A 16,222-nucleotide genomic window follows, 5' to 3' on the forward strand; every position below is an offset into this window, starting at 1 on the left:
CATTACTCATTATAGTAATATTCAAGTTAACTATATTTTTGCTAAATATTATTGTTCTCTTGGGGGTAAATAAGGCTGTAGTAATTTCAGTAAGCGTTGTAATGCGCCTTGGTTTTCATGCAATACTTCAGCCGCATGACGACCATAATACAAGCGGTAATCTTCATCAGACAATAAGCTCGTAACCGCTTGAGCCATGGATTCACTGTCTGTTACGGTAATCAATCCATCAGCTTGAATGAGCTTCGCGCAAATATCTTTAAAATTAAAGGTATGCGGTCCCATTAAAACTGGTAGTGCATGAGCCGCGGCTTCTAAGGGATTATGCCCGCCAGTTTCGACTAAACTGCCACCAACAAAAGCAATATCTGCAATTCCATAAAGCAGCATAAGCTCACCCATGGTATCACCAATAACGACTTGCGTTTCTGGAGATGGGATAGCGCCACTACTACGTCGAATAAAACTGAGTCCAGCCTTTTGCGTCAACTCTTCCGCTTTAGCAAAACGTTCAGGGTGCCTTGGGACTAAAATTAACAATAGATTAGGAAACTTTTGCAGCAACTGTTGATGCGTCTGTAAAACAATAGCTTCTTCACCTTCATGGGTGCTCGTCGCAATCCACACAGGTCGGTGTGCCGCCCACTGTCTGCGTAATGTAATGGCTTTAACCGCCAGTTCAGGGGTAACGGAAATATCAAATTTTAAGCTTCCCGTCACTTCTAACTGCTTACGCCTTAATCCTAATTGAATAAAACGCTCACCATCTTCTTGATGTTGAGCCGCAACCATCGTGACGTTTTGCAGCATACGTTTCACGAAGCTACCTAGTTTTTGGTAACCCGCGGCTGAACGTTCAGATAATCGAGCATTGGCGATCACTAATGGAATATTTCGCTTATGCAGTTGGTTGATCATATTGGGCCATAATTCCGTTTCCATAATAATGACCAACTTAGGGTCAACTTGTTTAAGAAAACGGTTCATTGAACCCGGTAAATCATAAGGTAGGTAAACATGGCTGATATCATCGCCAAAAGCAGACTGGACGCGCTCCGAGCCTGTTGGAGTCATTGTCGTGACAGTGATAGGGAGTGATGGATAGTGATGGCGTAATGCGCGAACTAGGGGCACAGCCGCAAGAGTTTCCCCCACCGAGACTGAGTGCAACAAGATACCTTTCGGAACGACTTTTCCGCTACAAAAGCCATAACGTTCCCCCCAGCGTTTACGATACGCAGGCGCTTTACGGCTACGCAGTAATAAGCGTATCCAAATTAGTGGCTGGATGAGATAAAGAAGTACCTGATATACACGCAATAGCATTCGATCTGATTCACTTACCAAAATTGGCGGTATCTTACCATAAACCATTACTGAAAGTGTGTAGAATCTGTGCCTAAAATTAGACTTAAAATAAATGTATACCTATCCGTGCTTGTTGCAACAGAACCCAATTGCCGTTAATGTGGATTTCACCGTCACTTATTCATCTTTATATATTAGAATAAGCATTAATAAACAATGAGATAGCAATATTATGAACCATAAAGCTATTTACCCGGGCACCTTTGACCCGATTACCTCTGGGCACGTTGATATCGTAACCCGCGCCGCCGCAATGTTTGATCATGTCCTACTCGCTATCGCAAATAGCCAACGCAAAAGCCCTATGTTTAATTTGGAGGAGCGCGTTGAACTGGCAAAGCAAGTAACCGCTCATTTGGATAATGTGGAAGTTGTTGGTTTTTCAGAGTTAATGGCAAGCTTTGCCCAAAAGCATGGTGCGAATATTTTAATTCGTGGAGTGCGCTCAGTCGCGGATTTTGAGTATGAATGGCAGCTAGCCAATATGAACCGCCACTTTGTTCCCGATTTAGAAACCGTGTTTTTACTCCCATCACAAAGTTTGTCTTTCGTTTCATCCTCTTTAATTAAGGATGTTGCGCTTCATGATGGGGATATTTCGTCGTTTTTACCGCCGGTTGTCGCCGAGGCCATGCTGAAAAAGCTCAATAAAATCTAGCAGTTAATTCTGACATTGAGGGCAATAAAAGGTTGTCCTCTGCCCTTGTTTAATGCTTTCAATCGGTGTTCCACATAAAGAGCATGGCTCACCTTTTTTCCCATAAACAAACAACTCTTGGGCAAAATAACCAGGCTTCCCATCTGACTGTAAGAAGTCTTTCAGAGTCGTTCCACCTTGCTCTATCGAACGTTGCAGCACTTTTTTAATCTGTGTCACGAGTTCAGTGATTTCATGGAGTGTCAGTGTATTCGTCAATTTTTCTGGTGAGATTTTTGACGCAAATAGCGCTTCGTTAGCATAAATATTTCCCACCCCAACAACCACTTTGTTATCCATCAACCACGGCTTAACCGCAACTTTACGTTTTGCCGCTAAATCAAATAAATACTGAGGGTTAAATTCATCTGAGAGAGGCTCAGGACCTAAGTGGGCAAGCACAGAGCTGGATGCTAAATCCTCACACCAAAGCCATGCACCAAAACGTCGAGGGTCGGTATAACGCAAAACTTTTCCATCACCTAAAATAAGATCTACATGGTCATGTTTTTCTTCTGGAAGTTCTTCGGTTAAAATCCTGACACTACCAGACATGCCCAAGTGGACAATAATCCATCCTTTGCGCAGCTCAATCAGCAAATATTTTGCCCGGCGTTGGACACTTAGCACGGTTTCATCAGATAAACGTTTGATTTGTTCACTGACCGGCCAACGTAAACGTTCATTACGCACAATCGCATAACTAATTGTATTACCAACCAAATGAGGCTCAATACCTCGGCGACTGGTTTCAACCTCGGGTAGTTCTGGCATGGTGAGCTCCAATCTCTCTTATATAAATTCAATCATTTCTTCTAAGTTGAATTAACATCAGTTATTCTAATGAGAAATATTTTATCCATTATCATCATTTCTGAGCAATGATATTATGACCAAATTATCTTTCAGCAATAATTTTTTAGTTCAATCATGTCATCGATATCTTCCCACCCTGATGCTCGGATTGTGTTTTATTGCAATTTTGTTATTACCTTTTAAACCTGATATTACCAGTAAAATATTTAATTTTGCAGGCATACTTTCAGTTTTAACATTTTTATCCTCACCTAAGGTATATTTAAAAAACAAAATAGTCATTGTTGCTATCCCTTTATTTTTGATTGGTATAACTCATCTGATTTGGGTAGAACTTTACAAAACAAGTGATTCTATTTATAGAAATGTCTACCATGGATACTTCCAAATGGGGAAAATAGCTCTGTTTGGTAGCTTTATATTACTTATCACCCATAATGCGTTGAAAAATATTTTAATCTCGAAGTTGCATTTAATAACCGCAACAATAAGCCAGATAAGCATACTGGGTTATACTGTGTATCAAGAGTTTTACCTCCATATTCCAAGAGTTGAGTTAGCATTTCATAATGCCTCAAATGCTACTGGGGCAGCTTATGCCATGATATTTTTATCTTTATATGCACAATTTATCTTTTTATCTCACGGCTCAAGGATAAAATATTATTTATATTCTCTATCTATTTTAATCACTTTTTTCTGTGTAGTTCTAACTGAAACGAGAGCGGGAATTTTATTGTATCCAGTTATTAGCCTCTGTATCTTTTTTCTTTATTTTAGACAAAATAAAAATTTAAAATTAAAATTTGTGTTGTTCCCTATCATTGCGGCGTTAATTATATGCGCAATCTTTAGCGAAACAATTATACAAAGAATGCAAAGTGCTAGTAATGAAATCATTGCCTATATCAAAAATGACTCTACATCCACATCTGTTGGAGATCGGCTATCTATGATCCAAACTGGATTTTATGCATCTAATGGATTTCTATGGCAATCAGCAGAAGAAAGAAATAGTAAAATTATCGAATTGGCAAAGAATGATAAAAGATTCGCTGGTGCAATTGAGCATATGCAAGCCCATTTACATAATGATCTAATGGAAGAATTATCCACCAAAGGCTGGATTAATGGTGTTCTTCTTATCTTATTATTCTATGTCGCAATATTTGCATATGGCTATAAACAAGCCAAAAACCCTTTTATCTTAGGGTTTACATTCGTTTTAATCGGGTTAGGACTTAGTGATACATTGATTATTTCAACTCAAGTATCACTATCGTGGGTATTAGTGCTTATTCTTATGACTAGCTGCTTTTCTTCACGATTGAAACTCTCATAATTTGGTATTTTTCTTAGTATAAAACACGTTAATTAGAGCCCAAATGGTCGGGTTATTAAATGCAATAATCTTTGCTCTTTTTTTATATTTCTTGGGTAATACACTAATATCATAATCGGCAAAGAATTTCTGGTTATTCAGGCTGGCTAGCTCACGGTACTTTTTAGCTAGAAACAGTTTCCAGCCATATCTCAATTTACTACTGAACACATTTGAAGCTAATTGATGGCAAACGAAACTGTGATCTTCCCCTGTATAAATTTGCTTAATTTCTTTTTCTATCGTCACCTTAGCATCGATATCATGAAAATAATCTTCTTTAGTCCATGCAGAGGTTGTTAAAGAGCCCTTTCGATACTGATGGTGATATAAGTAACTTAAACAAATGTTTAGTTTCGCTACAGATAATATCTGGCATATAAATAAAATGTCTTCCGCTAAGCGTAAATCTGGATTAAATCGAATATTTACTTTGTCTAAAAATGACTTTGAAATTAACATTGAACCTATATGGAATGACATATCACCTAAAAGGTACTGACTAAGAATTCTTTGGCAATCATTAGACTTAGGTAATTTTTCAACCGTATTAGCGTAATGTTTATAATACCCACAGAGTTGAACATCAACTTTATTTTGGTTAATTTTCTCAACAAGCGTTTCCAAAAATGTCGGTTCTAATTTATCATCACTATCAAGGAAACAGATATACTCACCCTCAGCATATGTAATACCAGTATTACGAGCTTTAGAAACACCACCATTAGGCGTAGTAATAACCTTAAAATTTAGGTTATTACCCAATTTTTTGGTAATAACCTCTACCGTGTTATCGGTTGAACCATCATTAATAATCACAATCTGATAATTCGAATAGGTTTGCTGTAAAACTGAATCAATAGTCTTACAGATGAATGACGCTGAGTTATATACAGGAATAATGACTGAAACTAAGCCATTCTGGATTTGATTACTCTTTAAAAAATGTTGGTTATCCATACAATTATGCCGTAGAATCATTAATAAATATATCTATGCATATAGATTAAACCAATCATAAATTAATGTATATGCCCATTTTATCTGATACTCAAATTTACACTTTTCTATTGAAGAACAATTTAAGTTAAATACGCTAAGCGCTTATTTTAGACATTACAGACCCTATTGGCCTTGAAAAATGAAAGAAAATATAGATATAAAAAAAGTACTATTTACCATTATCTCTCTCGTCATTCTTGTTATTTTTTCTAAAATGATGCTTAAAGGAGCTGGTATTGCACATCCTAGTGTCCGCGAAATAACGCTAGTTTGTTTATTTTTTATTATTTTAAGCTCATCTAAAAAAGCCTATTGGTATTTGGGATCTATATTCACCATAGCCTATGTTATATATACTCCAATAGGATTAACATTTGGTATTCCAACCTATCAATATTTAGCATCATTAATTGCCACAGATGCTCTAGAAACACAGGAATTTTTCACTCAAATTCCGATTAAAAACTATTTATCTAGTTTAGTAATTATTGGTGGGTTCATTGCCTTTAAAAAAATAATTACAATAAAAAAAATTAACCTATATAGAAATAAGACCTTAATGATTTGCCTCGTGATTATTGCCCTAATCAACCAATCTCCATTTCAATTTTTCAATGAAAGCTATCAATCTTTTGTCAATCTGAAAGATGAAGTGAATTCATTAAGCGATTTGACAAAAAAGAGTGAATGGGGTCAGTCTGAGCTAAAAAATAATAATACTCAGTATGATGACTATGTTTTGATTATCGGGGAAAGCGTCCGACGTGATTATATGGGAATTTATGGTTACCCAATAAACAACACGCCATTTTTATCTAAAGTAAATGGAACCATTGTTGAAGGATTAACTGCAGGTGGTACCAATACCATATCCTCATTACGTTTAATGTTAACCTCCGCTAATAAAACTGATTGGCAACCTAACTATGGGTTAAATTTTATCGACCTCGCTAAATCCGCTGGAATAAAAACATATTGGTTATCTAACCAAGGGTTTATCGGTGATATACGATACTCCAATTAGTTTTATTGCATCTCGCAGTGATACGAAAAAATTTATCAAAATTGGGGCGTATAACTCAAGTAATGCAAGTGATTTTGAACTCATTGATATGTTCAAAAAAGAACTCAATTCCAAGATAGCGGAAAAACAAAAAAGATTATTTGTTGTTCATCTTTACGGCTCACACCCTGACGCCTGTGCAAGAATTGAAGATTATGGTAATCAATACATTACGAAAGATGAAAAATATAATAATGTTTCCTGCTATGTAACGAGCATTCAAAAGACAGATGAAATCATCGAGAAAATTTATAATTTGTTAGGTGAACAAGAAAAAAGAGATAAACGTACTTTTTCTATTCTTTATTTTTCTGATCATGGTCTATCTCATAGCGAAGTTAACAATGAAATTCGAATGAATTTAAGCAACTCTACAGCAAAAGTTCTCGAAATCCCATTGATTAAAATATCATCTGATGATAAAGAAAGAATAATGGTGAAAAATTTTAAATCTGGCTTACTATTTGTAGATGGACTCGCTAATTGGCTAGGCATTAATAATAGTAAAGTTGATTCAAACCATAGTTTATTTACACCTAAAGATGATGTCACTGATTATGGGCTATATAATAAGTATTCTAAGCTAAAAAACTTAGACAGTGACCAAGCTATTGATATTAGAGAAAAATAATTCTTATGCGGTGGTGATTAATAATCACCACCGTTAATTTTTATTTAAACTTTTTATATTTAATCAAACTAGAAATTCCAGTTAAAAACTTCTTCTGATTAAATTCATGTTTATATCTCTCTTGATACTCTGGTTTTTTCTTTGCATCAACTAATTCATCATTTTTCCAAGGTGATGTTTCAAAAGCGACTTTAAACGTTTGACTTGCTGGGTAATTAACCGCCCAATAGTGCCAAGGTTTGGTCGCCCCTGTATAATGAATTAATTTAGTTTCTGATGTAATATAGTCTTTATAATTCTCATGTTCTAATTCATTCTTTAGAGTATAAATGCAATTATAATCTCTTGGCAGATAAATATTCTGGCAATTAAATATGATATTTAACGCATCTTGATCTAAATATTTTAATGTCTTTCCTGTGTGGTTATTCGTAATCAAGTTAAATGCCTGCTTAGTGAATTTATTTTTATCCCAAACTTTTAGATTCAGAAAAATAACGCCAGCATTAAAATATTTATCTTTTATCTGAGGCATAGAAAGACGGTCAACACAAGAAATCTGCATGTTTGGTACATCCGGAATAACAGCTGCATACTCTCCATTAAAAGCAATATCTATATATTTTCTCAAGCTGCCTTTACAAAAGACATCCGCATCCAAATATAAAATAGATGATAATGTTTCACATAAATGATCAAAAATAAAAAATCTGAAATAGGTCGCGTAAGACCAAACATGAGATATTGGTAGTTTTTTTAGTTCATCCGCATTAATGATGTAAATATCGATATTAACATTCTCATTTAATGTTAATTTTTCTAATTTAGATAAAAATTCATCATTCATATAATCAGTAAATAGATGGAATTTTAGCTTAATATCTGAATTATTAATAATAATTGAGTTCATAGATAAACCAGAACCAAATAAAAATCCTTTATCTACACCATAGGCAATATTTAGTTCAGCAGCACCATTTTGTGCTCCCAACTCGATTTTTTCTTTTATTAAGTTCACGTAAATACCTATTTATATTTTACTAAAAAAATATGCTATATAATTTTTGAAAGCAAAAAAATACTTTCTTTGATTAATATTATGCTTTGCACAATACCGTAGATGATTGCTGCTTTTTGCTTTAAGCAATGGTACATTTCGCCATGGAGAGACAGCCCTCGCCTCTAAAAATGGTTGTGCTGTCTCATAATTAGCCCACTCATGCCACGGTTTTGTTGGGCCCACATAATGAATAAATACAGTAGTTCGTTTTACGGGAAAATCAAAACTCTTTTTTAACTCGTAGTTCAAGCTAAATTGAGTATTAAAAATAGAACTAATAAATAATACACTATCCGTTAATAAGATATTTAGCACGTCTTGGTCAGGATAAACCAGTCTATGGCTAACCTCGTTATCCATCAGTAACGCCATCGATTTTTCTGTTACATTGTTCGTTTTCCACGTCCGTAGATTTATATACATGACGCCGCTATTAAAATAGCCTTTCGATACAGATGGGAAACCTAATGAATCGGCTCTTTTTTGCCACCAGGCCTTATCTCGCTCAGGAACAACCGCCGCAATATAACCCAATAAGTTATGGCTTAGGAGCTCATCGATATTACGGTTACAGACCACATCTGCATCGAGATAAAGTAAATAATCTATTTTATCCTTAAAATATTCTGCGATAATAAATCTAAAATAGATAGCATGAGTCCAGTTTTTGGTCGTAGGTAGCTTTTTAACGTTATTTGAATCAATAAAATAAATCGTAATTTTTGTATTATATAAGTGACAAATTTCAGCAAATTTAGCGATATCTTCGTCACTCATTGAATTATCAATAAAGATATGAAATGCAAACTGAATGTGTGGATTATGCATCAATAAAGATACAATCGAGACGCCGCTACCATACAAAAAATTATGATCAATCCCATATGCAACATGCTGGCATGACGAATCATCTATCTCGATATTTCCAATCGGAATTGTTTTTTTTACCATACCATCAAAATTAATTACCATGCCTATGTTCCATACCGAATTTTAATTACAAGCCGCGTTTTTCAGTTCTTTCTTTAATTCGCTTTGCCTTACTTTTTGCTTCAGCCATCAAACTAAATTCTTTAGTTAGTATCTCTTTTAACGGCAGATCAAAATAAATCTTCATAAATCTGAAAATATCGCGCTGCGTCAAACCGATTTCTAATGAAGAAAAGTATAGCCCAATCAAATCCTTATTTCGCCAACGGGTAGGGACTGAAGATCTTAACTGTGCACGATGTAAATCAATGACTGAAATTTTTAAATCTTGCTGATTTTCCGTAAACGGTAAATGCAGTAAGAAATGGCAGATATAGCAGTCGCGATGGTTAATACCGATGCTATGCATCTTACGTACCATTTCAGCGACTCGCTGGATCAACATTTGCTTAGTTTTGAATTTAGGCGGTTGAGTGACCCAATTAGCGCAGTAATCTTCTAAGCTCACTGTCGGCGTTAAATCTTCAGTGATAATAAATGAATGACGGCGAAGTGGATTCCAACCTTTTTGCCCGAAAGCTCGCCCGTTCATTGTATCAACGCCGGCTTCAGTTAATCGATGAATAGCATTCCACTCACGGTCTGCACCTAACACAGGTAAACGGAATGAAAATAAATTCTTCAAAACTTCTTTTAGTGTCGTACCGTAGTGGATCTTAATAAAATAGCTTTTATCATCGAGCTGAAAACGTAACGTTCGACGTGTTTCTAATGCACGAAAAACTTCACCATCCAGTTTGTCTGTCTCAGCAAACGGGTCTTTATCTTTCCATAATTCGTTAAAAGGCGCTTTTAACTCAACCATTAGAGCATCCTAAAATAATATCGGCCGCTTTTTCCGGTAAACTATACAGATCTTCTGCATCTGAATAATATTTTGCATTGTTTGCCCATTGAACCAGTTTCTGAGTATCTTGCAAACTATCGCATAGTGACTGATTTAAAATAGACTGTTCGAACGGCTCCGCTATCACTACGCCACATTGCGCTTTATTGATAAATGATGCATAACCACACACTTCGGTCACAATAATCGGTAATCCTGCCACAATGGCCTCAAGAAGTACGATTCCTGCCGCTTCTTGATAAGCTGGATGCATTAATAAATCAGCAGCTGCCATTAACTCAGCGATATCATTGCGTCCGCTAAAAAATGACACTTGTTTTGCAATCCCTAAGCTTTCCGCGAGTTTCTGATACTTAGCAGGTTTATCTTGTCCAACGACCATTAATAATGTGTTATTTCTGATGGTTTCGGGCAGTGCAGCCATTGCTTTAAGGGTTCTATCAACCCCTTTACGCTTAAAATCGGATCCCACTTGAAGCAATAAAAAAGCGGAATCAGGTATTTGATTTTTTTCTCGATAAATACGCTTCGCATCAGCAATTTGCTGGTCATATTTTCGGTCAATGGCAATGCCTGGGGGAAGCATATGAAAACGTTCAAACTCAGTTGCATAATGCTTTTCAAAATGAGCAATTTGATGAGGGGTAAGCATCATTAGCTGGGTTGGCTGACCTTTTTGGAAGACCGCTTTTTCAAACGCAGCATAATGTTTATAACGTGGAGTCAGCTTATAGAAAAACCCTTTCTCTTCTGCGACTTTTTGCGCATAACAAACATCCGCAGCAAAATAAACATCTAACCCCGGCATTTTATTAAAACCAACAATCCTATCTGCAGGATGTTGCTTCAGATCTGCCATCACCCACTCATAATATTGCCGATTCCGACCATGGTTAGTGCCTGAGCTAACAGGAACAATAACAATTTCAAACTGTTCCGGTCTTTCGCCTTCCCATGATTGGGTATAAACGCGAATGTGATGCCCGCGAGCTTGGCACGCTGTCGCAATACGTAAAAAGTCCCGTTGTAACCCACCGAATGGGAAATATTTATACAGACAGAATGCCAATACCATACTAATACCTTCCCATCATTGAACGCATATTCATCGGTAGCATTTTTTCTGTTGCATCAATCACATCACAAGCTGGGATCACCGAAAGGTATTTTTTATTGCGATCCAACTCATCTCTTGGCGGCATTTTTTCGTAGTCGCCAGCCCAGAATTTCACCACATTGTCACTCCATGGGCGCCAAAAAATATGGTTTGTCGCACCAAACAAGCAAACAATTGGCGTTTTCACTGCTGCCGCAATATGCATCGGCGCAGAATCAACGCCAATAAAAAGTGCGGCATGAGCAATTAATGCCCCTAATTCAGGAAATGATGTTTTACCCGCCAACTCAGTTGTTGGCTTCGTTTGGCAATTGTTGGCTATTTCATTCACGCACGCTAAGTCTTCTTTGCTTGGACCTGACGTGAGTACAACTTGATATCCACGAGACTGCAATGCGTCAATCACCGCCGAGAATTTTTCATTATCCCAACATTTAAAGATTTGCCGAGCTGTAGGCTGAATCACTACGTAGCTACTGTGTACCCCAAGATCGAGCAAGCGTTGGTCAATTTTTTTCCAATCTTCTTCCGTATAAGACATGGTTAGGTCTGTGTTAAATTCTTGGATTCCTAACGGCTTTAATACAGAAAGATTATTTAAAACAACATGCTCCCCTTCAGGAGGAGTCAGATGCGTGAAGCTATTTCGCCAAAATTTTGAATCGCGATGCCCAAAATCATGGGAAATTTTCGTTGTAGCGGGAATCGCGCGAACCAGTAGTGAAACCATCCACTGATCAGCAAGGTTAACGACCAAGTCATACTGATTACGACGTAATTTAAACAGTAAGCTTAAAAAGTTACAGGCTTTACTGAGCCCGCCACTTTTTTTACCTTTCATACCATATAGCGTATGGATTTCTTGGTTTTCCGATAAGATAGGAATTGTGTCCTGATAAAGTAAAACATCAATCTGAGCATCAGGATAATTTTGCTTCAATGAGCTGATAACAGGCGTCGTCAGTAGCATGTCACCATGAAATCGCATCTTGATCACAAGAATTTTTTTGTACTGTTTTTTCACCAGGCGCTCTTAATCAGGTCTATAGATAAATTGATATGGATATTTGACAATAAAATGCGTTATTAATTCCATGAATACTGAATATGTTACTACGTTCAGATTAACGGTTATAGCTTTTAATCAATATCCCAATGGATAGCTATTTTATCGCTAATTTTTGGCAAAAAAAACCCAGCCTAAGCTGGGTTCTTCGTACGCAGAAACAAAATTATTTGATTTTTGCTTCTTTGTAGATCACATGCTTACGAACAACTGGATCGAATTTTTTCAGTTCCAGTTTTTCTGGCATTGTGCGCTTGTTCTTCGTAGTGGTATAGAAGTGACCTGTACCTTCAGAAGAAACCAGCTTGATTTTCTCGCGAATACCTTTAGCCATTTTTTAGCTCCTTAGTACTTCTCACCGCGGGTACGCAGTTCAGCAAGAACAGCATCAATACCCTTTTTATCGATAACACGCATACCTTTAGCAGATACACGCAGTGTTACGAAACGTTTCTCAGACTCAACCCAGAAACGGTGAGAGTGCAGGTTTGGCAAAAAACGACGTTTGGTCGCGTTTAATGCGTGTGAACGGTTGTTACCGCTCATTGGACGCTTGCCGGTAACTTGGCAGACTCGTGACATGTCTATTCTCCAAAAATCTAATCAGCTCGAGCTTTTTTGTTCTGGGCTTGACTGCCTCGTCAGGCTTAGGAGCCCATCTCAGCAAACTTTTAAGTGATCAACAAAATGTATTTATCTTAGCAAAAAAATTTACTGAGATAGGCTCTTCTCGTCAAACCCGAGATCCTTAAAGGTGGCGTAGTATACGCTTTCAATCGTTTTCACTCAAGCCCAACACAGCAAAAGTTGTCATTTTTTAGTCAAAAAAATGATTTTACAGCCATCCGCGCTCAGCAAATGAGATACAAGATTTGTGTCCAACGACAAAATGATCGAGTAATTTAATCCCCATCACGTCGCAAGCACCTTGAATTTGCTCAGTCACATACTTATCTGCCATGCTGGGTTCCGGATTACCCGATGGATGATTATGGGCAAGCACTATCGCACTCGCATTCATTCTCATTGCAAACCGAAGAATTTCTCGCGGATGAACTTCAACACGATTGATCGTCCCTTTAAACATTTCTTCATGGCAAATAACCTGATGTTGGTTATTGAGAAATAGCACTATAAACACCTCACGCTCCTGCCCTGAGAATAACTCAAGTAGCTTAGATTTCAGCGCGTTAGGGTTATTCATGATATCCGTGCACAACACTTGCATTGAAAAACAGCGCTTCGCCAATTCACTCGCAGCTTGCAATTGCGTCAATTTACAATTTCCCACACCTTTGCATTCAATTAACTTCTTATAGTCGGCTTGCACTAATAAATAGAGTGAACCAAACTCATAAAGTAACCGTTCAGCAAGTTGTAAAACAGATTCACCCCGTGTTCCTGTACGTAAGAAAATGGCTAATAGCTCTATATCTGATAATGAAGCAGCGCCGTATGCGAGCATTTTTTCTCGCGGTAAAAGCTCCGTGTATTCATGCATCGACCAACCTCCTTTCGCGTCGTTGCTTTCTTTTTAGCTAACGAATCCGCAAACGCCAATCGTCTCAGCTGTCCTTTGCGTAGCGCTTCGCAAAAATAGCATCGGGATACAAAATCGGCTCTCTCACCAAGCTCATTGATATGGTAAGATGCCCCCCATGTTGACCAAATCGGACAGAGACCATGACTCAACAAACTTCAGTTAACTCATTATTAGGTAAGCGAATTGTTCTCGGTATTAGTGGTGGAATAGCCGCGTATAAAATTCCAGAACTCACTCGCCGGCTGCGTGATGAAGGGGCATCTGTACGTGTTGTGATGACACCTGCGGCAAAAGCGTTTATTACGCCTCTTACTTTGCAAGCGGTATCCGGTTATCCGGTCGCTGACGATTTGTTAGACCCCGCTGCTGAAGCTGCAATGGGTCACATTGAATTGGCAAAATGGGCTGATATAATTATTTTAGCGCCAGCCACTGCGGACTTAATCGCGAGACTCAGTGCGGGTATGGCGAATGATTTACTCACAACGGTTTGCCTTGCATCATCTGCCCCTATTGCGGTCGTTCCCGCAATGAACCAACAAATGTACCGCGCGGCAGCAACCCAAGATAATTTAATCAGACTGCAACAACGCCAGTTTATGATATGGGGACCCGACGAAGGTAGCCAAGCATGTGGTGACGTAGGTCCTGGACGCATGATAGACCCACTCGCTATTGTGAAATTGGCAAGTCAGCATTTCCAGCCACATTTAGATCTACAAGGGATTTCAATCATGGTCACGGCAGGTCCAACCCGTGAAGATTTAGATCCTGTGCGTTTTATTAGTAATCATAGCTCTGGAAAAATGGGTTTTGCCATCGCACAAGCGGCAAGTGCTCGCGGTGCAAAAGTCACTCTGGTTGCAGGTCCCGTTAACCTTGCAACACCAAGTGGTGTAAATCGAATTAATGTTATCAGTGCCCTTGAGATGTATGAGCAAGTGCACCAATCGATTAATCAGCAAGATATCTTTATTGGCTGTGCGGCCGTAGCCGATTACCGCGCCAAAACCGTTGCTGAAAATAAAATTAAAAAACAAGGTAATGAAGTCTCCATTACTCTTGTAAAAAACCCTGATATTGTGGCGAGTGTCGGGAAGTTGACGCAAAATCGACCTTATGTGGTTGGTTTCGCTGCAGAGACCCAAAATGTCGATGAGTATGCACGACAAAAACGCCAACAAAAGCAACTTGATTTAATTTGTGCCAATGACGTTTCCCTAGCAGATAATGGTTTTAATAGTGATAACAACGCATTACATCTGTTTGATGCTTTCGGTGATGTTCGATTGCCACACAGTAGTAAAATTGAATTAAGCCACCATTTACTTGATGAGATACTTCAACGTTATGAAAAAAATCGATCTGAAAATTCTTGATCCCCGTATTGGGAACGAGTTTCCACTGCCAACTTACGCAACCACTGGCTCTGCGGGTTTAGATTTACGTGCATGCCTTGATGCACCTATCGATTTAGCACCGGGTCAAACTGAATTGATCCCGACGGGTTTGGCTATCCATATCGCTGATGAGCAACTTGCTGCCGTGATCCTGCCACGTTCAGGGCTGGGTCATAAGCATGGTGTTGTTCTGGGAAATTTAGTGGGTTTAATCGACTCCGACTACCAAGGTCAGTTAATGGTGTCAGTATGGAACCGTAGTGACAAAGCATTCACCGTTGAACCAGGTGAACGTATGGCACAAATGGTATTCGTTCCTGTTGTTCAGGCACAATTTAATATTGTGGATGATTTTGATGCGACAGAACGTGGTGAAGGTGGTTTCGGACACTCTGGTCGCCAATAAGTCGAACCAATTCACGCTGAAATACCGAATATAGGCGTTCTAAAAACGCCTATATTTGTGAATAAAAACAATCATTACGGTATTTTTTATCTCGTGAGCTGTTTAGATTTGGTTATAATCTCTACATATTTTAAACCTGTTTTATTCTGAGGGTGACTTTACTCAGAGCGAAATTTTGGATAGTTTGTCTTGCTGTTTTAGCAGGGGTCTTATCAGACATGGCAGAGAATACAATACAAAAACGTAACAGACGTGATGAGATTTTACAGGCTCTTGCGTTAATGTTAGAAAGTAGCGACGGCAGCCAGCGTATTACAACGGCAAAACTCGCGGCAGCGGTGGGTGTTTCAGAAGCGGCGTTATATCGTCATTTTCCAAGTAAAATGAAGATGTTCGACAGCCTAATTGAGTTTATTGAAGATTCACTCGTTTCACGCATCAATCTGATTTTAGCGGATGAAAAAGATACACTTGTCCGAATTAAATTGGTTTTAGCGCTAATTTTAGGTTTCTCAGAGAAAAACCCTGGATTAACGCGTATAATGACAGGGCATGCGCTAATGTTCGAGCAAGATAGACTGCAAGGGCGCATTAACCAATTATTCGAACGTATAGAATCGCAGCTGCGACAAGTCCTAAAAGAGAAAAAAATCCGTGATGGGCATGGTTTTATCCATGACGAATCATTATTAGCTTCTCAACTATTAGCCTTCTGTGAAGGTATGCTGTCGCGCTTTGTACGTTCTGAGTTTCGTTACCGCCCAACGGTAGAATTTGAAGCTCGCTGGCCTTTAATTTTGGCTCAGCTACAATAACCACTTATTTATACTACTCA

Annotated in this window: 18 protein-coding genes; 7 read left to right on the plus strand and 11 right to left on the minus strand. The window is 38.1% G+C overall.

Going from position 1 to position 16,222, the window contains the following annotated elements; genetic code table 11:
• Positions 1-48: 48 nt before the first annotated feature.
• A complete protein-coding gene (gene waaA, locus PROVALCAL_RS16985) occupies positions 49-1,326 on the minus strand; it encodes a lipid IV(A) 3-deoxy-D-manno-octulosonic acid transferase (RefSeq protein ID WP_006663224.1) in 1,278 nt (425 codons plus the stop codon).
• 214 nt (positions 1,327-1,540) lie between these two features.
• Here waaA and coaD point away from each other — a divergent pair, with 214 nt between their 5' ends.
• Positions 1,541-2,026: a pantetheine-phosphate adenylyltransferase gene (coaD, locus tag PROVALCAL_RS16990; protein WP_006660572.1), complete on the plus strand. Its 486-nt coding sequence runs from the start codon at positions 1,541-1,543 to the stop codon at positions 2,024-2,026.
• A 3-nt stretch (positions 2,027-2,029) separates the two neighbouring features.
• On the opposite strand, the gene mutM is transcribed toward coaD, so the two are convergent.
• Complete coding sequence (gene mutM / locus PROVALCAL_RS16995) at positions 2,030-2,839, minus strand: bifunctional DNA-formamidopyrimidine glycosylase/DNA-(apurinic or apyrimidinic site) lyase (RefSeq protein WP_006660573.1); 810 nt, start codon at positions 2,837-2,839, stop codon at positions 2,030-2,032.
• A gap of 115 nt (positions 2,840-2,954) precedes the next feature.
• Between mutM and PROVALCAL_RS17000 the strand changes: the two genes are divergently transcribed.
• The gene (locus PROVALCAL_RS17000) at positions 2,955-4,223 is read left to right on the plus strand and encodes an O-antigen ligase family protein (protein ID WP_226890342.1); all 1,269 of its coding nucleotides are present in this window, start codon (positions 2,955-2,957) and stop codon (positions 4,221-4,223) included.
• On the opposite strand, the gene PROVALCAL_RS17005 is transcribed toward PROVALCAL_RS17000, so the two are convergent.
• The gene (locus PROVALCAL_RS17005) at positions 4,218-5,222 is read right to left on the minus strand and encodes a glycosyltransferase family 2 protein (protein WP_006660575.1); all 1,005 of its coding nucleotides are present in this window, start codon (positions 5,220-5,222) and stop codon (positions 4,218-4,220) included. The two genes, PROVALCAL_RS17000 and PROVALCAL_RS17005, sit on opposite strands and share 6 nt — an antisense overlap.
• 181 nt (positions 5,223-5,403) lie before the next feature.
• Between PROVALCAL_RS17005 and PROVALCAL_RS20185 the strand changes: the two genes are divergently transcribed.
• Together PROVALCAL_RS20185 and PROVALCAL_RS19615 are read left to right on the plus strand one after the other, a co-directional pair.
• The gene (locus PROVALCAL_RS20185; protein ID WP_006660576.1) at positions 5,404-6,288 is read left to right on the plus strand and encodes a sulfatase-like hydrolase/transferase; all 885 of its coding nucleotides are present in this window, start codon (positions 5,404-5,406) and stop codon (positions 6,286-6,288) included.
• A complete protein-coding gene (locus tag PROVALCAL_RS19615; RefSeq protein WP_006660577.1) occupies positions 6,266-6,958 on the plus strand; it encodes a sulfatase-like hydrolase/transferase in 693 nt (230 codons plus the stop codon). Before PROVALCAL_RS20185 ends, PROVALCAL_RS19615 begins: the two co-directional genes overlap by 23 nt.
• A gap of 40 nt (positions 6,959-6,998) precedes the next feature.
• Here PROVALCAL_RS19615 and PROVALCAL_RS17015 read toward each other — a convergent pair whose 3' ends face one another.
• The 8 genes from PROVALCAL_RS17015 to radC all read right to left on the minus strand — a co-directional run bounded on the left by PROVALCAL_RS17015 (position 6,999) and on the right by radC (position 13,539).
• Positions 6,999-7,976 carry a glycosyltransferase family 8 protein gene (locus PROVALCAL_RS17015; protein WP_006660578.1) on the minus strand — a complete coding sequence of 326 codons (978 nt, stop codon included), beginning with the start codon at positions 7,974-7,976 and terminating at the stop codon, positions 6,999-7,001.
• Between the two features lie 12 nt (positions 7,977-7,988).
• Entirely contained in the window at positions 7,989-8,990 is a 1,002-nt protein-coding gene (locus tag PROVALCAL_RS17020) for a glycosyltransferase (RefSeq protein WP_006660579.1), read from the minus strand.
• Between the two features lie 25 nt (positions 8,991-9,015).
• The gene (rfaP, locus tag PROVALCAL_RS17025) at positions 9,016-9,813 is read right to left on the minus strand and encodes a lipopolysaccharide core heptose(I) kinase RfaP (protein WP_006660580.1); all 798 of its coding nucleotides are present in this window, start codon (positions 9,811-9,813) and stop codon (positions 9,016-9,018) included.
• Positions 9,806-10,930 carry a glycosyltransferase family 4 protein gene (locus PROVALCAL_RS17030; RefSeq protein WP_006660581.1) on the minus strand — a complete coding sequence of 375 codons (1,125 nt, stop codon included), beginning with the start codon at positions 10,928-10,930 and terminating at the stop codon, positions 9,806-9,808. The genes rfaP and PROVALCAL_RS17030 overlap by 8 nt, the downstream gene beginning before the upstream one ends.
• Position 10,931: 1 nt before the next feature.
• Positions 10,932-11,996 (minus strand): lipopolysaccharide core heptosyltransferase RfaQ, encoded by a 1,065-nt coding sequence (rfaQ, locus tag PROVALCAL_RS17035; RefSeq protein ID WP_006660582.1) that lies wholly within the window; start codon positions 11,994-11,996, stop codon positions 10,932-10,934.
• 208 nt (positions 11,997-12,204) lie between these two features.
• On the minus strand, positions 12,205-12,372 hold the full coding sequence (gene rpmG, locus PROVALCAL_RS17040) for a 50S ribosomal protein L33 (RefSeq protein WP_004265124.1): 168 nt from the start codon (positions 12,370-12,372) through the stop codon (positions 12,205-12,207).
• 11 nt (positions 12,373-12,383) lie between these two features.
• Entirely contained in the window at positions 12,384-12,620 is a 237-nt protein-coding gene (gene rpmB, locus PROVALCAL_RS17045; protein WP_004265123.1) for a 50S ribosomal protein L28, read from the minus strand.
• 253 nt (positions 12,621-12,873) lie between these two features.
• Complete coding sequence (radC, locus tag PROVALCAL_RS17050; RefSeq protein ID WP_006660584.1) at positions 12,874-13,539, minus strand: RadC family protein; 666 nt, start codon at positions 13,537-13,539, stop codon at positions 12,874-12,876.
• Between the two features lie 182 nt (positions 13,540-13,721).
• Here radC and coaBC point away from each other — a divergent pair, with 182 nt between their 5' ends.
• The 3 genes from coaBC to slmA all read left to right on the plus strand — a co-directional run bounded on the left by coaBC (position 13,722) and on the right by slmA (position 16,202).
• Complete coding sequence (gene coaBC, locus PROVALCAL_RS17055; protein ID WP_006660585.1) at positions 13,722-14,960, plus strand: bifunctional phosphopantothenoylcysteine decarboxylase/phosphopantothenate--cysteine ligase CoaBC; 1,239 nt, start codon at positions 13,722-13,724, stop codon at positions 14,958-14,960.
• Positions 14,914-15,387 carry a dUTP diphosphatase gene (gene dut / locus PROVALCAL_RS17060; RefSeq protein WP_181665331.1) on the plus strand — a complete coding sequence of 158 codons (474 nt, stop codon included), beginning with the start codon at positions 14,914-14,916 and terminating at the stop codon, positions 15,385-15,387. The genes coaBC and dut overlap by 47 nt, the downstream gene beginning before the upstream one ends.
• Positions 15,388-15,605: 218 nt before the next feature.
• Positions 15,606-16,202, plus strand: coding sequence for a nucleoid occlusion factor SlmA (slmA, locus tag PROVALCAL_RS17065; protein ID WP_006663233.1), 597 nt, complete (start codon positions 15,606-15,608; stop codon positions 16,200-16,202).
• The last annotated feature ends 20 nt before the right edge of the window (positions 16,203-16,222 follow it).

Source organism: Providencia alcalifaciens DSM 30120, from assembly GCF_000173415.1.
In the GTDB taxonomy this organism is placed as follows: Bacteria; Pseudomonadota; Gammaproteobacteria; order Enterobacterales; family Enterobacteriaceae; genus Providencia; species Providencia alcalifaciens.

What these genes read in the sequence shown, in the direction of transcription:
- coaBC (WP_006660585.1), top strand. Translation starts at nt 13,722, where the DNA reads ATGACTCAACAAACTTCAGTTAACTCATTATTAGGTAAGCGAATTGTT.
- coaD (WP_006660572.1), top strand. Translation starts at nt 1,541, where the DNA reads ATGAACCATAAAGCTATTTACCCGGGCACCTTTGACCCGATTACCTCT.
- PROVALCAL_RS17030 (WP_006660581.1), bottom strand. Translation starts at nt 10,930, where the DNA reads ATGGTATTGGCATTCTGTCTGTATAAATATTTCCCATTCGGTGGGTTA.
- rfaP (WP_006660580.1), bottom strand. Translation starts at nt 9,813, where the DNA reads ATGGTTGAGTTAAAAGCGCCTTTTAACGAATTATGGAAAGATAAAGAC.
- rpmG (WP_004265124.1), bottom strand. Translation starts at nt 12,372, where the DNA reads ATGGCTAAAGGTATTCGCGAGAAAATCAAGCTGGTTTCTTCTGAAGGT.
- PROVALCAL_RS20185 (WP_006660576.1), top strand. Translation starts at nt 5,404, where the DNA reads ATGAAAGAAAATATAGATATAAAAAAAGTACTATTTACCATTATCTCT.
- mutM (WP_006660573.1), bottom strand. Translation starts at nt 2,839, where the DNA reads ATGCCAGAACTACCCGAGGTTGAAACCAGTCGCCGAGGTATTGAGCCT.
- rpmB (WP_004265123.1), bottom strand. Translation starts at nt 12,620, where the DNA reads ATGTCACGAGTCTGCCAAGTTACCGGCAAGCGTCCAATGAGCGGTAAC.
- PROVALCAL_RS17000 (WP_226890342.1), top strand. Translation starts at nt 2,955, where the DNA reads ATGACCAAATTATCTTTCAGCAATAATTTTTTAGTTCAATCATGTCAT.
- waaA (WP_006663224.1), bottom strand. Translation starts at nt 1,326, where the DNA reads ATGCTATTGCGTGTATATCAGGTACTTCTTTATCTCATCCAGCCACTA.
- dut (WP_181665331.1), top strand. Translation starts at nt 14,914, where the DNA reads ATGAGATACTTCAACGTTATGAAAAAAATCGATCTGAAAATTCTTGAT.
- PROVALCAL_RS17005 (WP_006660575.1), bottom strand. Translation starts at nt 5,222, where the DNA reads ATGGATAACCAACATTTTTTAAAGAGTAATCAAATCCAGAATGGCTTA.
- slmA (WP_006663233.1), top strand. Translation starts at nt 15,606, where the DNA reads ATGGCAGAGAATACAATACAAAAACGTAACAGACGTGATGAGATTTTA.
- radC (WP_006660584.1), bottom strand. Translation starts at nt 13,539, where the DNA reads ATGCATGAATACACGGAGCTTTTACCGCGAGAAAAAATGCTCGCATAC.
- PROVALCAL_RS17020 (WP_006660579.1), bottom strand. Translation starts at nt 8,990, where the DNA reads ATGGTAATTAATTTTGATGGTATGGTAAAAAAAACAATTCCGATTGGA.